Source organism: Providencia sp. PROV032 (assembly GCF_028484875.1).
In the GTDB taxonomy this organism is placed as follows: Bacteria; Pseudomonadota; Gammaproteobacteria; order Enterobacterales; family Enterobacteriaceae; genus Providencia; species Providencia rettgeri_E.
Genome location: NZ_JAMPSX010000028.1, coordinates 1 through 20,316, shown reverse-complemented (window position 1 = coordinate 20,316; position 20,316 = coordinate 1). Strand labels below are relative to the sequence as shown.

The following is a 20,316-nucleotide window of genomic DNA, read 5'->3' as shown; positions in this document are numbered from 1 at the left end:
TTTTAGGATGAGATACGTATTGTGCAAATAATTAAACCAAAAGTTTTTATATTTGAAGGGATTAATCACCTGCCTGCTAATATTTATCGGCAAGTGAATTCTACGGTTGAATTTGTAACGAGTTTTTCCCATGAGGACGTGCAGGACAAAGTTAATGGTATTATCTGCTCTCAGCCGCAATTCTGTGAATTACAAGGGCTATTCCCTGCAAGCATTCCGATATTAACCGATGATAAACTACAAAATGTTGCGTTCTGGGACTGCTTTTTGACGAAATTATATACGATACAAAGATTAAATGGCTTATATCGCGTGTTAACACATCACAATATTATCCAATTTCATAGTTGCCACAAATATCTCATTATGGCGTATTCCCCAGTTGGCTATCAGTATACCGGGCGCTTAGTGGCAAGTATTAAAAGCAATACCGATCTTGAGTGTTTTTTTAATCAATATAAAGCCTGTTTAATGGAAATATTGGCAACGGTACCTTCAAGAAACATTGAAGTTAATGCGCTAAGTCATATGCAAGGCTATTTTAAACACAAAGCTACGAAAGATGAGAAAAAACGCTTATTGTGGCTGATTAATGACTACTTAGCGGGGAATTTACCGTTAAACCGGCCGTTAGCGATGATGAAACAGTTGCTTGTTCAATACCCAGACAACTATTTAATAGAGCAAGTCATTTTTGAACCATACCCTAATTGCAGTTCAATAAGAGAGATCCCTTATTGCTGATAAAGGTGTTGTTGATGAATATATTGCAGAACCGCATCTGGAATTAAATCCTGACACGAGTCACCGGAGCTTAATTTTTCGCGGATTTCGGTTGCAGAGATATTTACCAATGGGGTATCCCCAATAAAAATATACCCATTCGCTATTTGGTTTAAGGTAATAGGGTCTGTTGTTTGATGTTCTAACAGCCAATTTTGCATTTTAGGGTCGGCAAACTGCGTGGCATACCCCGGTCGGGAACAAACCAATAAATGGCAGTTATCAAGAATGCGATCCCAACCGTGCCATTTATTAATCGACAATAAGGAATCTTGGCCAATAATAAACGCCAGGGGTTTTTCTGGCCCAATTTCTTGGCGTAATTCAATTAGCGTTTCTATTGTATAAGAAGGGCTGTTTTTCGCTAATTCACGGGTGTCGATAGTAAACAACGGCAGGTTTTGAATCGCAAGTTTCACCATTTCTAAACGTTGTGATGGCGTCGCTTCGGGTTGTGGGCGATGGGGGGGGACGTGGTTAGGTAACAAGAGAACTTTTTCGAGACCAACCTGTTGGGCAAGGGCTTGCACTGGGCGTAAATGGCCAAAGTGAATAGGGTCGAATGTCCCTCCGAATAGCGCTAGCAAGTTATGTTGTTTTGGAAAAGAATTACTCATGAATAAAGTTCTCTGCAAATGCTTTACCACATAATAGCATAGACAGTGACTGTAGGTCAGGCCATGGGGAATGGCTAAAATCTTGTTTAATATTGATTTCTGCTTGCGTTAATAACATTAATGCAGATTGCAATTGATGCAGTGTTAAACGTTGTAAAGCTTCCGTGAGCACACCTCGGCGGTTTTGCCACACTTTGTGTTGATCAAATAATGTCTTTAGCGCGGTGGTTGCAGATTGGCGTTTTAATGTAATAAGCAACATGAGATCACGTTGGATTGAACGCAATAAAATAACAGGCTCGACATCTTCTTGTTGCAGCTGCTCTAAAATATGCCATGAACGGCGGGATTTACCAGCCAATAGGGCATCAACCCAATGGTAGGGGGTAAAATGCGCAGAATCATTAACGGCACTTTCGACCCGAGGGTAGGTGAGTTTACCGTCTGGATAAAGAAGAGACAGCCGCTCAAGTGCTTGCGCCAAACCAAGTAAATTGCCCTCATAGCAGTAACAAAGTAGCTGGTTAGCTTCAGTTTCTAACGAAAGCCGCATACTGTAGGCGCGTTTAGAAACCCATTGTGGTAACCGCTGATATTCAGGAGTTAGGCAGCTGATATAAATAGCATCTTGGCTAATTGCTTTAAACCAAGCACTGTTTTCTTGTGCTTTAGTGAGCTTATGACCGCGTAACACAAGAAGGAGATCTGAATGTAGTAGTTGTGCTAGTTGGTTCAGCTTTTCTGCCATGGCGGCGTTAGGGCCATTTTCAGGTAATAATAGCGTCAGAGTTTGGCGGCTTGCGAATAGGCTGAGAGCTTGGCAGAGGCTAAAAATTTCATCCCAATCGGTATTTTGTTCAAGAGAAAACGAAAAATGCTCTTCAAAGCCTTGCTCTTGTGCGGCTTTTCGGATGGCATCTTGGCTTTCTTGAAGAAGAAGGGGCTCATTGCCCCAAATTAAATAGCGGCCTCTTAGAGACTCTTGTAACGAAGAGGCCAGCTGTTCAGGGTAAATACGCGTCATTATGGTTGAGTATTCGTATCAGCCGCTTGGTTTTTTGCTTTTTCAAGCTCTGCTGAATGAACAAGCAATAATTTACGCACGATATTACGTGCAGCTTGTTCTTGCATTTCTTGTCTAACAATTTCTTTTTCTGCATCTTTTGCAAGTGCTTCTAAAGGGTTGTCGAAGAAAGTGCGTTCAACACGGCTTTGTAATGGATAGATAGCACCATCAGGCATTAACACTTGCACATTCATTACCAGTGTTAATTGTTTCTCTGCTGCTTTACCATCTTGATAAACGGATACAGTTTCAGTGTTTTCATTAGAACTCAGAACTTTCAAAATGGGAACACCGGCTCTTCCAGTTTCGAGAATGGTCACATTATTGAGCCGCAGTTGCTCCCTAAGCGCTCTTGTGAGGTAGCTATATGGGTCACTTGAACTTAGCTGCAAAGTTCTCAGTTCCTCAGGAATTTGAGTTGTTCCTTGAAGACGAAAACCGCAACCTGCGGTGACTAGCACCGCCAGGCTCAAAAATAAAGTTATCAGATAACGCACCTGGCCTCCTTATCAGCCAACAACCTAATATTAACCTACAACAAGGTTTAGCAATTTGCCTGGGACATAGATTACTTTGCGGATGCTAACACCTTCAAGGTATTTCGCTACGCTTGGCTCATTTTTTGCCATGTCTAGGACAAACTCTTGGGTTGCATCAGCCGGAACGGTGATACGGCCGCGAACCTTACCATTAACTTGAACGACAACCAGCTTGGTATCGTCAATCATGGCTTTTTCATCAGCAACAGGCCACTGTGCAAAGTCAATGTCTGTTTGGTGACCGAGCGCTTTCCACATTTCAAAGCAAGCATGTGGAATGATTGGTGATAACATTAATGTGATAGCTTCAAGAGACTCTTGGACTAATGCACGGTCTTGTTCAGTTTCTTGTGGTGCACGAACTAATTTGTTTAAGAATTCCATGATGGCTGCAATCGCGGTATTAAATGCATAACGACGACTGAAATCATCAGAGACTTTAGCAATTGTCTTGTGCAGATCACGACGTAAGTCTTTCTGTTCTGGTGTCAGTGCGCTGATATCTAAAGGCGAAGTCGCACCTTTTTGAGAATGTTCATGCACTAAACGCCAAACACGACGAACGAAGCGGTTAGCACCTTCAACGCTAGACTCTTGCCACTCAAGGGTTAACTCAGGTGGCGCTGCAAACATCATAAACAGACGAACAGTATCGGCACCGTATTTCTCGACCATCAATTGTGGGTCAATACCGTTGTTTTTCGACTTAGACATTTTGCTCATACCGGTATACACCAGTTCATGACCTTCACTGTCTACGGCTTTAGTAATACGGTTTTTATCGTCACGTTCAACAATAGCATCTGCCGGGGAGACCCAAACACGTTGGCCATCGCTGCCGGTGTAATAAAATGCATCAGCAAGCACCATGCCTTGGCACAGTAAGCGTTTTGCTGGTTCATCGGAATTTACTAACCCTGCATCACGCATCAACTTATGGAAGAAGCGGAAATACATTAAGTGCATGATAGCGTGCTCGATACCACCGATATATTGGTCAACCGGTAACCAGTAGTTCGCTGCCTCTGGGTCTAACATGCCTTCGTCATATTGTGGGCAGGTATAACGTGCATAGTACCAAGATGATTCCATAAAGGTATCGAAAGTATCGGTTTCACGTAGTGCAGGTTGACCATTAATGGTCATTTTTGCCCACTCAGGATCAGCTTTAATTGGGCTGGTAATGCCGTTCATCACGACATCTTCTGGCAGAATGACAGGTAATTGGTCTTCAGGAACAGGCACGACAGTACCATCTTCCAATGTTGCCATTGGGATTGGTGCGCCCCAGTAACGTTGACGTGAAACGCCCCAGTCACGTAAGCGATAGTTTACTTTACGTTGGCCTGCGCCCAGAGAAACGAGTTTATCTGAAATCGCATTAAAACCAGCTTGGTGGTCTAATCCACTGAATTCACCTGAGTTAATCAGGGAATTCTTCTCGGTCATCGCTTCTTGGGATAAATCAGGTTCATTGCCATCAGCATCGGCAATAACAGGTTTGATGGGTAAGTTGTATTTGTGGGCGAATTCCCAGTCACGTTGGTCATGGGCTGGAACGGCCATAACCGCACCCGTACCGTATTCCATTAAAACAAAGTTAGCGACCCAAATTGGCAGTTTTTCTTGGGTTAATGGATGAATAACGAATAAGCCCGTAGCCATCCCTTTTTTATCCATGGTTGCCATATCTGCTTCTGCAGTTTTGGTGTTACGGCACTCATCAATAAATTGGGCTAATTCAGGGTTATTTGCCGCAGCTTCTCTCGCCAGAGGGTGACCAGCTGCGACAGCGACATAAGTTGCCCCCATAAAGGTATCAGGGCGAGTGGTGTAAACCGTTAAGGTTTCATCACGGTCTGCAACATTGAAAGTGATCTCAGTCCCTTCGGAACGGCCGATCCAGTTGCGCTGCATGGTTTTAACTTGCTCTGGCCAGTCATCTAATTTGTCGAGGTCGTTGAGCAATTCTTCTGCGTAGTCGGTAATTTTAATAAACCATTGTGGGATTTCTTTGCGCTCAACAGGAGTGTCACAACGCCAGCAGCAGCCATCAACCACTTGTTCATTCGCTAAAACAGTTAAGTCGTGAGGGCACCAGTTCACCGCAGACGTTTTTTTGTATACTAAACCTTTTTCATACAGTTTAGTGAAGAACCATTGTTCCCAACGGTAATATTCAGGGGTACAAGTCGTGACTTCGCGATCCCAATCGTAACCGAAACCGAGCATTTTTAGCTGGTTTTTCATGTAATCGATATTGGCATAAGTCCATGGCGCAGGAGCGGTATTATTTTTAACCGCAGCACCTTCAGCAGGTAGACCAAACGCATCCCAACCAATGGGTTGGAGAACGTTTTTCCCCAACAAGCGTTGGTAACGAGAGATAACGTCACCCATGGTGTAGTTACGTACGTGGCCCATGTGTAGTCGACCAGAAGGGTAAGGTAGCATGGACAGGCAGTAGTATTTTTCTTTGCTGTTGTCTTCAGTCACTTTGAAAGTTGCTTTTTCATCCCAGTGACGCTGTACTTTAGGCTCTATATCTTCTGGACGATATTGTTCTTGCATGGCACCGATAATCCTATGGTGAGTAAAGGCTACATTAAGTAGCATTAATGTCTTTCTTAAATTAGATCCGCATAGCATAACGGATCATACCCGAAAACAACAATGCCTTATCACAACAATCGTTGATTAGCTGAACCGATAGGGGAAGCTGGATCTTGTTTTTGGGGGGCGAAGTTAGAATTTTACATTCCAATGACCATCAAACTTAACCAAAAAACAGCAAGATTGGTAGTGTTTTACACAAAAAAAAACGAAACTATCAAATATTTTATAGTGCCGTTTTTAATTGTGGAAGGCATGCATCCAATGAACATCAATTGGGCTTTTAATTTTTATTTGTGCCTTATTAAAATGGAAAAGGCACAAAATCATTAAGCGGGTGAGTGGACCTTTGCTTTATAGTGGCTGCTATTAATTTATCTGACAACAGTTATACAATTGTGGAATTGTTATGGAAAAAAGAGCGCAATGCCACTGTGGTGCAGTGAAGTTTAAGGTTGTATTAACAGATGGACTCAATACAAAAAGACGCTGTAATTGCTCTTTTTGTCGAATGCGTGGAGCTATTGCAGTTTCAGCCCCTTTGTTAGGGATCACTATAATAGAAGGGGCTGACAAACTCACCGAGTATCGTTTCAATACCCAGAAAGCGGTTCACTTTTTTTGCTCTGTATGTGGTATTTATACTTTTCATCAGCGCCGTTCTAATCCTGAGCAATATGGTGTGAATGTTGCGTGTCTTGAAGGTATCTCTCCATTTGATTTTGCAGAGGTTGATGTTATGGATGGCGTGAATCACCCCAAAGATGGCGGGGGAGGCGTTATTGGGAAGCTTATTTATAAAAAAGTAAATGAAAAATAGTGCAGTTAATGGTGAATGATTTTAATCAGGAAAGTGGCAGAAAACCTGATAGTTCTCTGCCAAATAATAAATAAACTTAATGCAAGATTTTCGCTAAGAAATCTTTTGCACGATCAGATTGCGGGTTTGCAAAAAAGTCTTCTTTTTTACTGTCTTCAACAATCTTCCCTTCATCCATAAAAATCACGCGGTTAGCCACTTTCTTGGCGAATCCCATTTCATGGGTCACCACCATCATGGTCATGCCTTCATTGGCTAATTCAACCATAACGTCAAGAACTTCGTTGATCATTTCTGGGTCTAGCGCTGAAGTAGGCTCATCAAATAGCATTGCGATGGGGTCCATACACAGTGCGCGAGCGATAGCGACACGTTGCTGTTGCCCACCTGAAAGTTGAGCCGGAAATTTATTGGCATGGCTAGATAAACCTACACGCTCCAATAATTTCAAACCTTTTGCTTCCGCTTCTTTTTTATCGCGGTTTAATACTTTAACTTGCGCTAATGTCAGGTTTTCAATGATCGACAAATGAGGAAATAGCTCAAAGTGTTGGAACACCATCCCAACTTTAGAGCGAAGCTTTGCAAGGTCAGTTTTTTTGTTATTAACTTGAATGTCATTCACAAAAATCTCACCCTGCTGAATAGGTTCTAAACCATTCACTGTTTTTATTAATGTGGATTTACCAGAACCAGATGGCCCGCACACCACCACAACCTCACCTTTTTTAACTTCAGTTGTGCAGTCTGTAAGCACCTGAAATTGGCCATACCATTTGGATACATTTTTCAGGGTTATCATGAAACAGTCCTTTTCTTAAGATAATTCACTAACATAGAAGCGCCAAAACTGATAATAAAGTACACCAGACCCGCAAACAGAACCATCTCTACTTGTGTTCCATCACGCTCGCCTATATTGGTGGCGGTACGGAAAAAGTCGGTCAAACTGAGCACATACACGAGAGAGGAGTCCTGAAACAGTACAATCCCTTGTGTTAACAACAAAGGCACCATGGCTTTAAAGGCTTGCGGTAATACGACGAGCCGCATGGTTTGCATATTTGTCATTCCCAAGGCTAACGCAGCGGAGGCTTGTCCTCGAGAAATACTTTGAATACCAGCACGAATGATTTCAGAGTAATAGGCCGCTTCAAAAAGAGAGAAGGCTATCATTGCAGAAATTAAACGAATATCATTTTTTGGTGATAAGCCTAGAACATTTTGTAATAAGCTAGGCACAATTAAGTAGAACCACAGTAAAACCATGACTAATGGTATGGAGCGAAATGTATTCACATACAGGGCTGCAAACCAGCTAATGGGTTTGAATGTGGATAACCGCATCACAGCAAGGACAGTACCCCACAAAATCCCCACCACTATCGCGGTCAGTGTAATTTTCGCGGTGACAATAAAGCCATCGATTAAAAAGGGCATACTCGGAGCAATTGAGCTCCAATCAAATTCATACATCATTTTACCGCCCTCCAATGGTGCCAGGTAAGCGAACTTTGCGCTCTAATAACGTCATTAAAATCATAATAATGACGTTAATTCCGACATAAGCTAACGTAATTGCGGTAAAGGATTCCCATGCGTGAGCGGAGTAGTCCAATAGTTTCCCTGCTTGTGCCGCCATATCAACTAAGCCAATGGTTGACGCAATGGCTGAGTTTTTGACTAAGTTCAGCATTTCTGACGTCATGGGGGGCAAAATGACTCGATAGGCGTTGGGTAATAAAACGTAGCGATAGGTTTGTGGCAAAGTGAGCCCCATTGCGAGAGCAGCGCTTTTTTGTCCTCTAGGTAGTGATTGAATGGCTGCACGTACTTGCTCGGTCATTCGCGCTGCAGTGAATAACCCAAGGCAAAGCATTGAAGATATAAAGAATTGATAGTTAGGATCTAAATCCATTTTAAACCAATCCCCGATTGAGCGAGGAAGCAGTTCGGGGATCACCAAATACCAAGTAAAAAATTGCACAATAAGCGGTACGTTGCGAAATAGCTCTACGTAGGCGGTTCCTAAAAAGGCTAAAAAACGGTTAGGTACGGTACGTAAAATACCGAAAAATGAGCCAACTAAGAATGCGATAATCCATGCGCAAATGGAAAGCGTGACAGTGACTTCGAGACCAGATATTAACCACCCTAAATAGGTGGTATTCCCAAACGGGGCTTCCTGAAGGAAAATCCCCCAATTCCAATTAATAGACATAATATTGACTTCCTGTGGGCAATGAAATTCCCGAATACTGTCGTAAAAGAGGATGCAAGGCGGGGAACGACCGCCTTGCAATTCTTACTTCAGTAATACCCTGTTTGTCTTTTTATTAGTTTAATGCTTTGTCATTCGGTTCTTTAAATAAGGCTTTCATTTCATCGGACAACGTAAATTTCAGGTTCAGATTTTTCGGTGGAATAGGTTGGTTGAACCAGCGGTCAAAGGATTTCTCAGCGGCACCCGAGGTTTGTGCATTCGCAATGGTTTCATCGATAAGCACTTTAAATTGAGGGTCGTCTTTACGTAACATACAGCCATAAGCTTCTTCAGTTTGTGGCTTGCCGACGATTTCCCAGATCTCTGGTTTTTTCGCTTTTGCTCGCTCACCCGCTAACAATGCGTCATCCATCATAAAGGCGACAGCACGACCAGATTCCAAAGTACGGAATGAGTCACCATGATCTTTCGCGCTGATAATGCGCATTTTCATATTTTTTTCATCATTTAACTGATTCAACAGAATTTCAGAAGTTGTACCTGAGGTCACAACGACATTTTTACCTGCTAAGTCAGCAAAGTCTTTTACACCAGAGTCACCTTTGGTGAGTAAGCGCGTCCCAACCACAAAGATCGTGTTAGAGAAAGCAGCTTGTTTTTGTCTTTCTACATTATTGGTTGTTGAGCCACACTCGAAATCAAATGTGCCATTTTGCAGGAGTGGAATACGGTTTTGTGATGTAATTGGAATGAGTTTGACTTGCAGATCAGGCATATTTAATTTTTTCTTCACTGCATCAACAATGGCATTTGAATAATCCTGCGAGTAACCAACCACTTTCTGGCTATTATCATAGTAAGAGAACGGTACGGATGATTCACGATGACCAACAACTATTACACCGTTGTCTTTGATTTTTTTCAGAGTGCCGTTTAATTCTTCTGCTTGGACTGCGCAGGTTGCACCTAAAATCATCATCGATAATACAAGTTTACTTATACGCATAATTACAACTCCTTTAGAACATCGGTGTAAGCCCGCTGTAATTTTAAGGGGCTATCGCGAGATAACGCCTGAATTACTGTGGTTTTGTTGTGTTGTGTTTGCAAATATTTCGCTGATTTAGATAACACCGCGATTATCCGCTATATGTTTTATTCTTGTTAAAAAGTAATTAAAATTGTTAATTAATGAAAACAAATTGTTTCAATTTCGGGAGCTGTCTCGCATATTATTTGGGTAATTTTTGAGTTACCGCACTAACATGGTGGTTTGCTATCTAAAATTGTTTGAAACTGATAATCACGCACTATTAAAGTGCAATTTATCTTCGTATCATGGCATACATTGGATTAAGCAATTTACGTGCCGAGTTTTGATGGAGTTGCATGTTTACTGATCTGAAATGGAATAATATTTGTAAAGTTAGCTGATGGTACTTGTACGGAATATTTTGCTGTGTAAGATGTAACCTCTATTTAACTTATAGATAGATGGGGTAATGGTATTAGCCAAAGACTGGTTTTTATCGTTATGGTTATCAAAGTCGCATAATGAGTGTTATTTCAGGAAGTTATACAAAGATGCGCATGAACAGGCATTTAAGATTAGGTAAAGGATTAGTGTTATTCGCCTGTCTGATGGTATTGGTTTGTATAAATCAACGCGCCGTCGGAGAGCGTCTGTTCGCCAATTTTTTTGTGCCGGATGTGCTCGCGCAAGCACAAATTAATACGGGAATTAACCTTTCTTACATCAGTGAATTTCAAGTAAATCAAAGTGATAGCGGCAGTGCGCAGCTTTCCAGTTGTGAGCTGAGTGCTAAGTCATTGATGACTTTGCTACCTGCTGTTCTTGAACCTCTCTTCTTCATGTTTCTTTCTTTAGCGGCATTAACGTTATTTTGTACTAATCTATTTATATCTAGAGCAAATAATGAAGAGAAACATGCCCCTCCAAGAGTCAGACGACACTTACAGTTTTGTAATCTTCGGAATTAGCGCACAACGAATAGGGACTTGTTTGTGTAATTTATTCTGGAGGAAACAATGCGTTTTTTAATTAATTCATTTTTTATATTTTTTGCACTATTTTCGAGCAGTTTATATGCTGCGGATACGGGGTGGTTGCAACCTGCGAATACGGGGTGGATGAGTGATAATACCCCGCAGCATGCGCAGGTCAGGTTATTAAGTTCGGCACAGGAAAATGGCAAAGTCGACATTTTGCTAGATGTAAAGCTTGATGAAGGCTGGAAAACCTATTGGCGCTCACCTGGTGAAGGCGGAGTTGCGCCTGAAATTGTGTGGTCGTCACCTGTTGAATCAACGGATTGGCAATGGCCAACGCCGGGTCGCTTTGATGTTGCGGGCGTTTCAACTCAAGGCTACATGGGGGATATTGTTTTCCCCATTACAGTCACAAGTAATGAAAAGTTGGATAAACTTGAAGGTACGTTAACATTATCAACGTGCAGTAATGTTTGTATTTTAACAGATTACCCGTTTGAGCTCGATTTAACAGAACCTGTTCCAGCTGACTTTACTTGGGCGTTTAATCAAGCCAAAGGTGCGGTTCCACCATCAAGTGGTTTAGTTGAGCAAACTAAAGTTGGTTTTGCGAATGATAAGCTAATCATTGAATTGCAAAAAAGCACAGGAACCGCGTGGGAGCAACCGAATATTTTCACTGATGTGGTTGAAGGGGCGGCATTAGGCGTGCCTGTAATAGAAACATCAGGTGACCATTTAACAGCAACAATAGATGTCAGCGATGATTGGGGTAGCGATTCTCCTGATTTAACTGGAAAAACCATTTCTTTTGTTGTTGCAGATGGCGATATTTCACAGCAAGTTAGCCATCAAGTTAGCCCATTTACCGGCACGGTAGCGTCTAAAGTGAGCAGTGCTTCTTTATGGCAGGTGATGCTATTTGCTCTTTTAGGGGGCTTGATCCTTAATCTAATGCCGTGTGTACTTCCGGTGTTAGCAATGAAACTTGGTTCTGTTTTGATGGTGCCTAATGGTGAGCAAAAGACCATTCGTCGCCAGTTTTTATTGTCCTCTCTCGGTATTCTAGTTTCCTTTTGGTTACTGGCGCTCTTGATGACGTTATTACGAGTCGGTCAACAAGCAGTTGGCTGGGGAATTCAGTTCCAAAACCCGTGGTTTATCGGCTTTATGGTGCTGGTAACGGCGTTATTTACGGCGAATTTATTTGGCTTATTTGAAATCAATCTCGGCAGTAAGGCCAATACACGCTTGGCGACAGCAGGCGGTCATGGTAACAGTGGCCATTTTTGGCAAGGGGTATTTGCGACATTACTGGCAACGCCTTGCTCTGCACCATTTTTGGGCACAGCCGTGGCATTTGCATTGGCAGCACCAATGGAAGAGTTGTGGTTGATTTTCACGGCATTAGGTGTCGGAATGAGTTTACCGTGGCTACTGATCGCGGCTTTTCCGGTTATCTCTCGTTTACTACCAAAGCCTGGTATGTGGATGCTGAAGCTGCGTGCTGTACTTGGGTTAATGATGCTGATATCCAGCTTATGGTTAATTAGCTTATTAATACCGCATTTTGGTGTCACCACATCGACCGCAATTGCTGTTGTTTTCTTAGTGTTATTGGTGGTCTTTATCGCGATAAAACGGGGTATTAGGGCGGCAATCTTACCATTGATATTATTTGCTGTTTTTGCTGGTGGGTTTGTCTGGATGACACAAGAACAGCATTCCGGTAGCCGCTCTCTCGTTAAAGATACCGTGAATTGGCAGCCGTTAACTGAACAGGCAATTACTGACGCGTTAGCGGATAATAAACGGGTATTTATTGATGTCACCGCGGAATGGTGCGTAACCTGTAAGGCAAATAAATACAATGTACTGCTAAGGGATGATATCCAACAACTGCTCAGTGAACCTGATGTGGTTGCTTTACGTGGGGATTGGACCAAACCTTCACCTGAAATTACAGCATTTTTACAAAAACGTGGACAGGTTGCTGTTCCATTCAATCAAATTTATGGCCCTAACTTGGCCGAAGGCGAAGTACTGTCAACGATACTTGATCGTGAATCGCTAATATCCATTATGAATCAGGCCAAAGGAGCCACAAAATGAAAAAAACAATTTTAGCTGTCTTATTTTCATCACTAATGATGGGAACAGTAGCACAGGCGGCACCTTTGAGTGCAGACCAAGAAGCACAAGTGCGTAAATTAGTGCGTGATACTTTAGTTGAAAACCCTGAAATTTTAGAAGAAGCCATTGTTGCCCTGCAAGCGAAACAAGGGGAAAGACAACAAGCTCAGATGAAAGAAACGTTAAAAGCGGAGCAGGATGTTCTGTTTAATGACCCAACCAGCCCACTTATCGGTAAAAAAGATGCGAAGCTCGTCTTAGTTAACTTTACGGATTTCAACTGCCCATTCTGTAAGCGTTTCGACCCTCAACTGATGGATATTGTGAAAAAATACCCTAATGATGTGGCTGTGGTAATCAAATATTTACCATTTAAAGGCCAAACATCAATGGATTCAGCTCAGTTAAGCATGACGTTATGGCAAGAAAACCCGAAAGCATTTGAAGCTCTACACCACAAATTTATGCAAAAACAGGGCATGCTATCAGATGCAAATATCAAAGATGCCCTCAAAGCCACTGGCAATGATAAGCTGAAAGCGAGTGATAAGAGCCGTGATGGTATTCGCACCAATATGATGTTGGCAGAAAAATTGGGTGTGAATGGAACGCCAGCAACATTGGTGGGGGATGAGTTGATCCCTGGCGCTATCGATGCGCAGCAGTTTGAAGAGATAGTGAAGGAGCAGCTCGCTAAGCTCAAATAATCCTCGTTATCCTCGTCATACTTCGCGCTGTGGCGTTGTTGGCTTCGTTTACTAACCCTAGTCACATACTGATGTATGCTCTTAGGGCTTAGTTTCACTTGCCGCCTAGCCACAACACGAATTATTTAGAGGATAAAGTTAAGCTAAAGATTTACTTAGAAAAGTATTAGCGAATTAGGAAAGAAAGCATTTTAACTTAATAACAAAGCATTAATTTCGATTAAATGCTTTGTTTTCCTATACGTTAAATTTGGGCTATTTGAAAACTAAGTGGTTAAAAACGTATGTCTAGACTAAAAAAGTGGTCTAAAGAAATTATTGTTTTGGCAATTATTTTATTTATTGCTTTTACAGTGATGGATTTATGGCGCAAGCCACAAACCCTTGCACCTGTATTATTGGAACAGCACACGCTAGTGAATGGTGAGAGCGTTTCACTAGCTGAGTTAAGCAAAGAAAAACCAATATTGGTTTATTTCTGGGCGACGTGGTGTGGGGTATGTAATTTGACTTCGCCAACGGTATCAGAATTAAGCCAATCAGGTATGCCAATTATTTCCGTAGCGATACGCTCAGGTGAAACATCTCGCTTAATCAAGGGAATGGAAAACAAAGAATTAACGTTTCCTGTGATTAACGATACCAGCGGTCAGCTTTCCAATGCGGTCGGGGTCAGTGCGACGCCCACCTTTATGGTGATTGATAACGGCGAATTAGTCAGCTTTACATCGGGTTGGACTAGCTCTTACGGCTTAAAAATGCGTATGTGGTTTGCATCGTTTTAATTTTGCTATATCCCCTTTAGATTAAAAAGGGGACTTTTCTGCCTATAAGTTTAATTTATCATTATGGTAAACTCATTCGGCTATATAAATAATAAAATAGGTGAATGGGATGGCTATGTTTAATAAAGTAATTGGATTATTTTTAGGGGCGGTATTAATCACAGGGTGCTCCCCTGAGGTGGAAGAAAAAACAACAACGAAACAACCGTCAGAAACGATAAAAAATTCAAAAATAGACCAGCGCTATGATGAAATAAAAGCTAACTCGACAGAAGATAAAATCAATGCATTTAATGCAAAAGGGGATGATGACCCAACGATGTTACGGGGCATTTTTCTGTCTGATATGGCTAAATCTCTACCTATGTTAATCGACGATGTAACATTATTGACGGAAGTGACTGCTAAAAATGGCATGTTATTTTATCAATACACGATCAAAGGGATCCCTGACAATATATTGGAAGGTGATAGCTGGCAGCAAAATATGCGTGAAATTTTAAACCGCAACTACTGCAGTAAAAATGCAGGTATGGATATTTTGCATGAAATGTTCCCCGAAGGCATTACACATAATTATCATAAGTCGAACAAACTCATTTTTACCTATATTGTGACTCCAGCTATTTGCCAATAGCACTCATTAAAGTGCCTGATAATACTTATTTATCAGGCATATCAATTACTAAAATTCTAAATTACGAATAAAACGGTAATCCGCGGATTGTGGTTTTAAACGATACAAATTAGCGGGCCGGCCGCGCTCGTGGCGTTTTTCTCCAGTATCAATCAACAAATCTGCTTGTTCGAGCCGACGTCTGAACGATTTGTTTTGCAAAGGTTTGCCAATCAAAACTTCATGGACATGTTGCAGCTCAGCTAAGGTAAAAACGTCAGGAAGTGCGAAACCTGGCACGATTGAGTAGAGTGATTTTTGCTTTAGACGTTCTCTTGCTTGTTGATAGAGTTTGAAGTGGTCGAATGCAAGAGAAAGCTGATCTATCTCATCAATAGAGACCCACCTGACAGAATCCACCGTATCAATATGCGCTTCGCAGGATTGGTAAGCAATTAACGCCGTATAACAAACAGTGACAGACCAGCCTCGAGGATCCCGTTGATGGTTGCCTTCAGTACAAAGCTGCTCAACATAGGGTGGGATAACCCCTGTTTTTTCTTTCAGCTTACGTAACACCGTCTCTTCTAAATTTTTATCATTTATTTCATCAATAAAACCACCCGGCAACCCCCACTTTCCTTTTTCTGGAAAATTAGCGCGCTCGACAAGTAATACTTTCAGCGTGTTTTCATGATAGGTAAATACTACAGCGTCGACAGTGATAAGCGGTGATAGAAATTTTTTTCTATCGTAGTGAGCTAAAAATTCTTTTTCATTCATTTGGTTATCACTCAAAGTCTGATTGGCATTGATGAATAAACTATACGCTAAAAAATAGTTAATGTCATTAAGACAATTATTGCTTGACTAATTAATGTCTATAGGACAATAATTAATTAAAGTCATAAAGACAATAATGAGGAGCACACTATGATTAACTTTAAATATTTCAAAGCAGATTCATCGACTTTTGTTATTCAATCCGTGAATGGGAAAGTGCGTAAGCAAGGTAAAGGGCTCAGTTTTTGGTATAACTCCGATAAAACCTCCATTGCGGCGCTTCCATTGAATGCACAAGAAGCCCCATTTATTTTTAATTTACAAACAGCTGATTTCCAAAGTTTACGTATTCAGGGGCAAATTTCTTTTCAGGTAAAACAGCCCGAAAAAACAGCGGACGTCTTAAATTTTAACTTATCTAAGGACGGAAAAAGTTACGCTTCAGAAGACCCCCTTAAATTAAATGATCGAGTCGTACGAGCGGCTCAAACCGTGATCCAAGCCAAAGTACAAACCACTTCACTGCGGGATGCATTGTTAATTAGCCAATCATTAGTTGTTTTGGTAAGCCAGCAACTCGCCGTGCAGGCGGTCATTGAGTCTCTGGGGATTGAAATCTTGGATGTTTCTATCTCAGCCATTGCACCGTTACCTGAAACGCTTAAAGCATTAGAAGCACAAGCGAGAGAATCCATACTGAAAGAGGCTGATGATGCCATTTATGCAAGACGTAAATTTTCTGTCGAACAAGAACGCACAATCAAAGAAGCGGAATTAGAAACCGACTTATCTGTTCAAGCCAAAGAACAGCAAATTGAAGAGGCGCGCCTTGATAATGAGCGGAAAATATTGCGAGAGCGAGCAGAAATCGAGCAAGAGGAGTTAATCGCACAGGTGAACGCAGAAGCAAAACGCAATGAATTGGTTGCGCTTAGTGTTGAAAACCAACGCATACAGTCGGACGCCGATGCTTACTCTATTGAATCTAAAATGAAAGCCTATAGTCAATTACCGGTTGAAAACTTAAAAGCATTAGCGTTAGCAAAAATGGGACCAGAACAATTGATGGCGATGGCATTCGAATCATTAGCACAAAATGCCGGTAAGATTGGTGAGCTCAATATATCGCCTGATTTATTTGGCCAGCTAATGAAGAAAGGGGGGTAAATAATGCAAAGGAATAATGACGTACGTTTTGTCTTAGTAATGCGTAAAACACGTTTGCAGGAATTGATTGAGCGCTTTAATACTTGGCCTCAAGCCAAATTTTACTTGGAACACAACCATGTAGAGGTGAGTGACTACTTAAATGAACATGACTTATATCAACGCCAACTAATACAAGCCGAATCGATATTGAAATCATTAGGTAGGTTTCAATTATTGGAGAGAAAATTATTGCCCAGTTACCAATTTTCTAAACACGATATTGTTATCGTGATTGGCCAAGATGGTTTAGTGGCGAACACCTTGAAGTACTTAAACGGACAACCCGTTATCGCTATTAATCCAGATCCTGAAAGGTGGGATGGTCAGTTGCTTCCTTTTGAAATAGGCCAATTGCAGGAAGTGGTGATGAATACCTTAAAAGGAAAAATAGGGCAAAAAAAGGTGACCTTCGCACAGGCAACGACCAATGACGGGCAATCCTTACTCGCGGTGAACGATTTATTCATTGGTCCGAAAAGCCACACGTCGGCACGTTATTTGTTAAATTGGAATGGAGAGCAAGAGTTTCAATCATCCTCTGGCATTATTATATCCACAGGACTTGGGTCAACAGGTTGGTTTCAATCTATTTTAGCGGGAGCACAGGCAATTATGGGGGGACATAATCATCCGTTGGCAAAAGGGTTTGGCTGGGGAGAAAGTAAATTACAGTTTAGTGTTAGGGAGCCATTTTTAAGTAAAACAACAGGAACGAAATGGGTATTTGGCACGATTGAGCCGGGGAGCCCGTTAGCCATTGAATCATTAATGCCCCATAACGGTGTTATTTTTTCCGATGGTATCGAAGATGATTTCTTACAATTCAACTCAGGTTGTATTGTGACAGTGAAAATTGCGGATCTACAAGGGTTACTGGTTGCTTAGCGGGTTACCCCACCTCATTGATAGCGACTGAGGTGGGGTCAATATCGTTATTTTTGACGGCGATTCAGAGCAAAACCAAGAATACCAAATATAACGACTACTCCCCACATCGGATAATGGCTCCAACGTGCGTAAGGTGTCAGTCCAGTTGTTGGTGTGACTTCAGTAGCAAGCGTCGCTGCTTTAAATTGTGGCAGCATATCTTGTATTGAGCCATCTGCACTGATCACCGCAGTTATCCCGTTATTGGTGGAACGTAATAATGGGCGTCCCAATTCTAATGAACGCATACGCGCCATTTGGAAATGCTGCCATGGGCCGATAGATTGACCAAACCATGCATCATTGGAGACGGTAAGTAAGTAATCGCTATCAGGTTTAAAATTATCCCTGACCTGTGTACCTAAAATAATTTCATAGCAAATCGCAGCCGTTAGATGAATATTACCAACCGCTAATTGCGCTTGCTCATAATCGCCACGGCTAAAACCTGACATTGGCAAATTAAAGAACGGTGCGATAGGGCGCAGCAAATCTTCTAAAGGTACATATTCACCAAATGGCACTAAATGGTGTTTGTTATAGCGGTTTTTAGATGGGTACAAGTACGGGTTTTTATCGCCTAATACAATGATTGTATTATAAAAAGTATATTCACCATCTATCGGGCGTGCATCCACAATTCCAGTAATTAATTGGGTATTCGACTCTGCCAATAATTGGTCGAGAGATTTAAGCCACGTTTGGTTATCGAGCTCAACAGAAGGGACCGCTGATTCAGGCCAAATAATCAAAGACGCTTTGCCGATATAAGGGCGAGAGAGCGCCATGTAGGTGTCTTTGGTTTTTTGTAAGAAGCTAGCTTCCCACTTCATTGATTGGGGAATGTTGCCTTGAACCAATGCCACTTCCATTTTTTTGCCTTCAAGGGGGGTAAACCACTGTACATTTTTGGCGATTAATGGGGCAAAAATGAAGGCAGCTGCAACGGCGAGCGCGATAAAGCTGCGGCGTAGGATAGCGAGTACTAACAGACCACTAATGCTAAATAAAAGCAATGTGATCATTTCTACCCCAAATACAGGGGCGAGTGCTTTCATCGGCCCATCAATCTGGCTATAACCAAATTGTAGCCATGGGAAGCCAGTTAATACCCAACCCCGCAGAAATTCAGTGACTTGCCAGAGCGCTGGCGCCATAAAAACGAAACGCCAAATATTAGCTTTAGGAGCAAGCTTAGCCAGTAAACCACCAAAAAGGCCAGTATAAAGCGCGAGGTAAGCGGCTAATAAAATAACAATAAATACGTTTACAGGGCCCGGCATGCCACCAAAATCGGCAATACTGACGTAAACCCAGTTAACCCCACTACCGAATAAGCCAAATCCCCAAGCGAAGCCAATAGCAAAAGATTGTTTGGCTGTACGCTGCAAGGTCAGTAGTTGGAGGAAAAGGATAGAAAGCAGTGCGGCAGGCCAGATGTCGAAAGGCGAAAAAGCCAGTGTTCCACTGGCTCCGAAAATTAAAGCCAGCAATAACCGTAACCGCTGGCTTTGATAAATAGACGTTGAGTTCATTAAGTCTGTTCTTCTTCCAAAGTTGGAACTGGCGCGTCGTCTGGAATTTTCACGTGAAGCAGAAGGATCCTGCGGCTGTCAGCCATCGCAACTTTAAATTGGTAGTTGTCTATCGTGATGATTTCACCACGAGAAGGCAGGTGTCCAAAGGCTTGCATAACGAGGCCACCGACGGTATCGACTTCATCGTCACTAAAATGAGTCCCAAAGGCTTCATTAAAATCTTCAATCTGTGTAAGGGCTCGGACAGAATAAGAATGACGGCTGAGTTGACGAATATCAACATCGTCTTGGTCGTCATATTCGTCTTCAATTTCGCCTACGATGAGCTCTAAAATATCTTCAATGGTCACTAGACCAGAAACGCCACCAAACTCATCGATCACGATAGCCATATGATAGCGTTGAGAGCGGAATTCTTTGAGTAGCCGGTCTACTCGCTTACTTTCAGGGACAACAACCGCTTGGCGTAATACCTTATCAATACTAAAAGGCTCTGCGTCGGTACGCATAAATGGCAGTAAATCTTTTGCCATCAATAACCCTTCGATATGGTCTTTGTCTTCACTAATAACAGGGAAGCGTGAGTGAGCTGAGTCAATAATGACATCAAGGCACTCATCAAGCGTTTGATTACGTTTTAAGGTAACAATTTGGGAACGCGGGATCATAATGTCGCGTACGCGCTGATCCGCAATATCCATTACCCCTTCAAGCATTTCGCGGGTATCAGGATCGATCAAATCGTTTTGTTCAGAGTCGCGGATTAATTCGACTAAATCATCACGATTTTTAGGTTCACCATGGAATAGGTGATTTAACAGTGCAAAGAACCCTTTCTTAGGACCAGGGTTATCGCTACTCGAAGAGTTATCGTCGCTCATGGCGGTTAATTTAATATTCCTCAAAAAAATACTCGTCATACTTCGAACTGCAGCGTTGTTGGCTG

General features: G+C 42.0%; 20 protein-coding genes. 9 read left to right on the top strand and 11 right to left on the bottom strand.

Annotated elements, in window-relative coordinates; all coding sequences use genetic code 11:
- Window positions 1-21: 21 nt before the first annotated feature.
- Window positions 22-744, top strand: a complete 723-nt coding sequence (locus tag PSF42_RS16880) for a YbgA family protein (protein ID WP_272680394.1) — start codon at window positions 22-24, stop codon at window positions 742-744.
- Here PSF42_RS16880 and nadD read toward each other — a convergent pair.
- The 4 genes from nadD to leuS are packed head-to-tail and all read right to left on the bottom strand — an operon-like array spanning window position 735 to window position 5,576.
- A complete protein-coding gene (nadD, locus tag PSF42_RS16875; RefSeq protein ID WP_125894203.1) occupies window positions 735-1,400 on the bottom strand; it encodes a nicotinate-nucleotide adenylyltransferase in 666 nt (221 codons plus the stop codon). The genes PSF42_RS16880 and nadD overlap by 10 nt on opposite strands.
- Window positions 1,393-2,424, bottom strand: coding sequence for a DNA polymerase III subunit delta (holA, locus tag PSF42_RS16870; protein WP_125894201.1), 1,032 nt, complete (start codon window positions 2,422-2,424; stop codon window positions 1,393-1,395). Before holA ends, nadD begins: the two co-directional genes overlap by 8 nt.
- Window positions 2,424-2,963, bottom strand: a complete 540-nt coding sequence (lptE, locus tag PSF42_RS16865; RefSeq protein WP_036957952.1) for an LPS assembly lipoprotein LptE — start codon at window positions 2,961-2,963, stop codon at window positions 2,424-2,426. The genes holA and lptE overlap by 1 nt, the downstream gene beginning before the upstream one ends.
- 30 nt (window positions 2,964-2,993) lie before the next feature.
- Window positions 2,994-5,576, bottom strand: a complete 2,583-nt coding sequence (gene leuS, locus PSF42_RS16860; RefSeq protein WP_213914245.1) for a leucine--tRNA ligase — start codon at window positions 5,574-5,576, stop codon at window positions 2,994-2,996.
- A 451-nt stretch (window positions 5,577-6,027) separates the two neighbouring features.
- On the opposite strand from leuS, the gene PSF42_RS16855 reads away from it, so the two are divergent.
- On the top strand, window positions 6,028-6,438 hold the full coding sequence (locus PSF42_RS16855) for a GFA family protein (protein WP_125894199.1): 411 nt from the start codon (window positions 6,028-6,030) through the stop codon (window positions 6,436-6,438).
- Window positions 6,439-6,514: 76 nt separating this feature from the next.
- On the opposite strand, the gene PSF42_RS16850 is transcribed toward PSF42_RS16855, so the two are convergent.
- The 4 genes from PSF42_RS16850 to PSF42_RS16835 form a co-directional block, all read right to left on the bottom strand.
- The gene (locus PSF42_RS16850) at window positions 6,515-7,240 is read right to left on the bottom strand and encodes an amino acid ABC transporter ATP-binding protein (protein WP_004257041.1); all 726 of its coding nucleotides are present in this window, start codon (window positions 7,238-7,240) and stop codon (window positions 6,515-6,517) included.
- Window positions 7,237-7,914 carry a glutamate/aspartate ABC transporter permease GltK gene (gene gltK, locus PSF42_RS16845; protein ID WP_109913215.1) on the bottom strand — a complete coding sequence of 226 codons (678 nt, stop codon included), beginning with the start codon at window positions 7,912-7,914 and terminating at the stop codon, window positions 7,237-7,239. The genes PSF42_RS16850 and gltK overlap by 4 nt, the downstream gene beginning before the upstream one ends.
- Before the next feature lie 4 nt (window positions 7,915-7,918).
- Complete coding sequence (locus PSF42_RS16840) at window positions 7,919-8,659, bottom strand: amino acid ABC transporter permease (RefSeq protein WP_102138300.1); 741 nt, start codon at window positions 8,657-8,659, stop codon at window positions 7,919-7,921.
- A gap of 115 nt (window positions 8,660-8,774) precedes the next feature.
- The gene (locus PSF42_RS16835; RefSeq protein ID WP_213914229.1) at window positions 8,775-9,668 is read right to left on the bottom strand and encodes an amino acid ABC transporter substrate-binding protein; all 894 of its coding nucleotides are present in this window, start codon (window positions 9,666-9,668) and stop codon (window positions 8,775-8,777) included.
- 584 nt (window positions 9,669-10,252) lie between these two features.
- Between PSF42_RS16835 and PSF42_RS16830 the strand changes: the two genes are divergently transcribed.
- The 5 genes from PSF42_RS16830 to PSF42_RS16810 all read left to right on the top strand — a co-directional run bounded on the left by PSF42_RS16830 (window position 10,253) and on the right by PSF42_RS16810 (window position 14,934).
- The gene (locus PSF42_RS16830; protein ID WP_125894265.1) at window positions 10,253-10,663 is read left to right on the top strand and encodes a metal resistance protein; all 411 of its coding nucleotides are present in this window, start codon (window positions 10,253-10,255) and stop codon (window positions 10,661-10,663) included.
- Between the two features lie 48 nt (window positions 10,664-10,711).
- Complete coding sequence (locus PSF42_RS16825; RefSeq protein WP_125894192.1) at window positions 10,712-12,784, top strand: protein-disulfide reductase DsbD family protein; 2,073 nt, start codon at window positions 10,712-10,714, stop codon at window positions 12,782-12,784.
- Window positions 12,781-13,512 carry a DsbA family protein gene (locus tag PSF42_RS16820; protein ID WP_272680393.1) on the top strand — a complete coding sequence of 244 codons (732 nt, stop codon included), beginning with the start codon at window positions 12,781-12,783 and terminating at the stop codon, window positions 13,510-13,512. Before PSF42_RS16825 ends, PSF42_RS16820 begins: the two co-directional genes overlap by 4 nt.
- Window positions 13,513-13,796: 284 nt before the next feature.
- Window positions 13,797-14,297 carry a protein disulfide oxidoreductase gene (locus PSF42_RS16815; protein WP_125894188.1) on the top strand — a complete coding sequence of 167 codons (501 nt, stop codon included), beginning with the start codon at window positions 13,797-13,799 and terminating at the stop codon, window positions 14,295-14,297.
- A 109-nt stretch (window positions 14,298-14,406) separates the two neighbouring features.
- Window positions 14,407-14,934 carry a protein K gene (locus tag PSF42_RS16810; RefSeq protein WP_148099021.1) on the top strand — a complete coding sequence of 176 codons (528 nt, stop codon included), beginning with the start codon at window positions 14,407-14,409 and terminating at the stop codon, window positions 14,932-14,934.
- Window positions 14,935-14,982: 48 nt separating this feature from the next.
- Here the strand turns inward: PSF42_RS16810 and PSF42_RS16805 are convergent, their stop codons facing one another.
- On the bottom strand, window positions 14,983-15,696 hold the full coding sequence (locus PSF42_RS16805) for an NUDIX hydrolase (protein WP_125894184.1): 714 nt from the start codon (window positions 15,694-15,696) through the stop codon (window positions 14,983-14,985).
- Between the two features lie 150 nt (window positions 15,697-15,846).
- Between PSF42_RS16805 and PSF42_RS16800 the strand changes: the two genes are divergently transcribed.
- On the top strand, window positions 15,847-16,863 hold the full coding sequence (locus tag PSF42_RS16800; protein ID WP_272680392.1) for an SPFH domain-containing protein: 1,017 nt from the start codon (window positions 15,847-15,849) through the stop codon (window positions 16,861-16,863).
- Between the two features lie 3 nt (window positions 16,864-16,866).
- A complete protein-coding gene (locus tag PSF42_RS16795) occupies window positions 16,867-17,790 on the top strand; it encodes a sugar kinase (RefSeq protein WP_272680391.1) in 924 nt (307 codons plus the stop codon).
- Between the two features lie 47 nt (window positions 17,791-17,837).
- Here PSF42_RS16795 and lnt read toward each other — a convergent pair whose 3' ends face one another.
- Together lnt and corC are read right to left on the bottom strand one after the other, a co-directional pair.
- Entirely contained in the window at window positions 17,838-19,367 is a 1,530-nt protein-coding gene (gene lnt, locus PSF42_RS16790; protein ID WP_213914233.1) for an apolipoprotein N-acyltransferase, read from the bottom strand.
- A complete protein-coding gene (corC, locus tag PSF42_RS16785) occupies window positions 19,367-20,251 on the bottom strand; it encodes a CNNM family magnesium/cobalt transport protein CorC (RefSeq protein ID WP_125894263.1) in 885 nt (294 codons plus the stop codon). Before corC ends, lnt begins: the two co-directional genes overlap by 1 nt.
- Window positions 20,252-20,316: the final 65 nt, after the last annotated feature.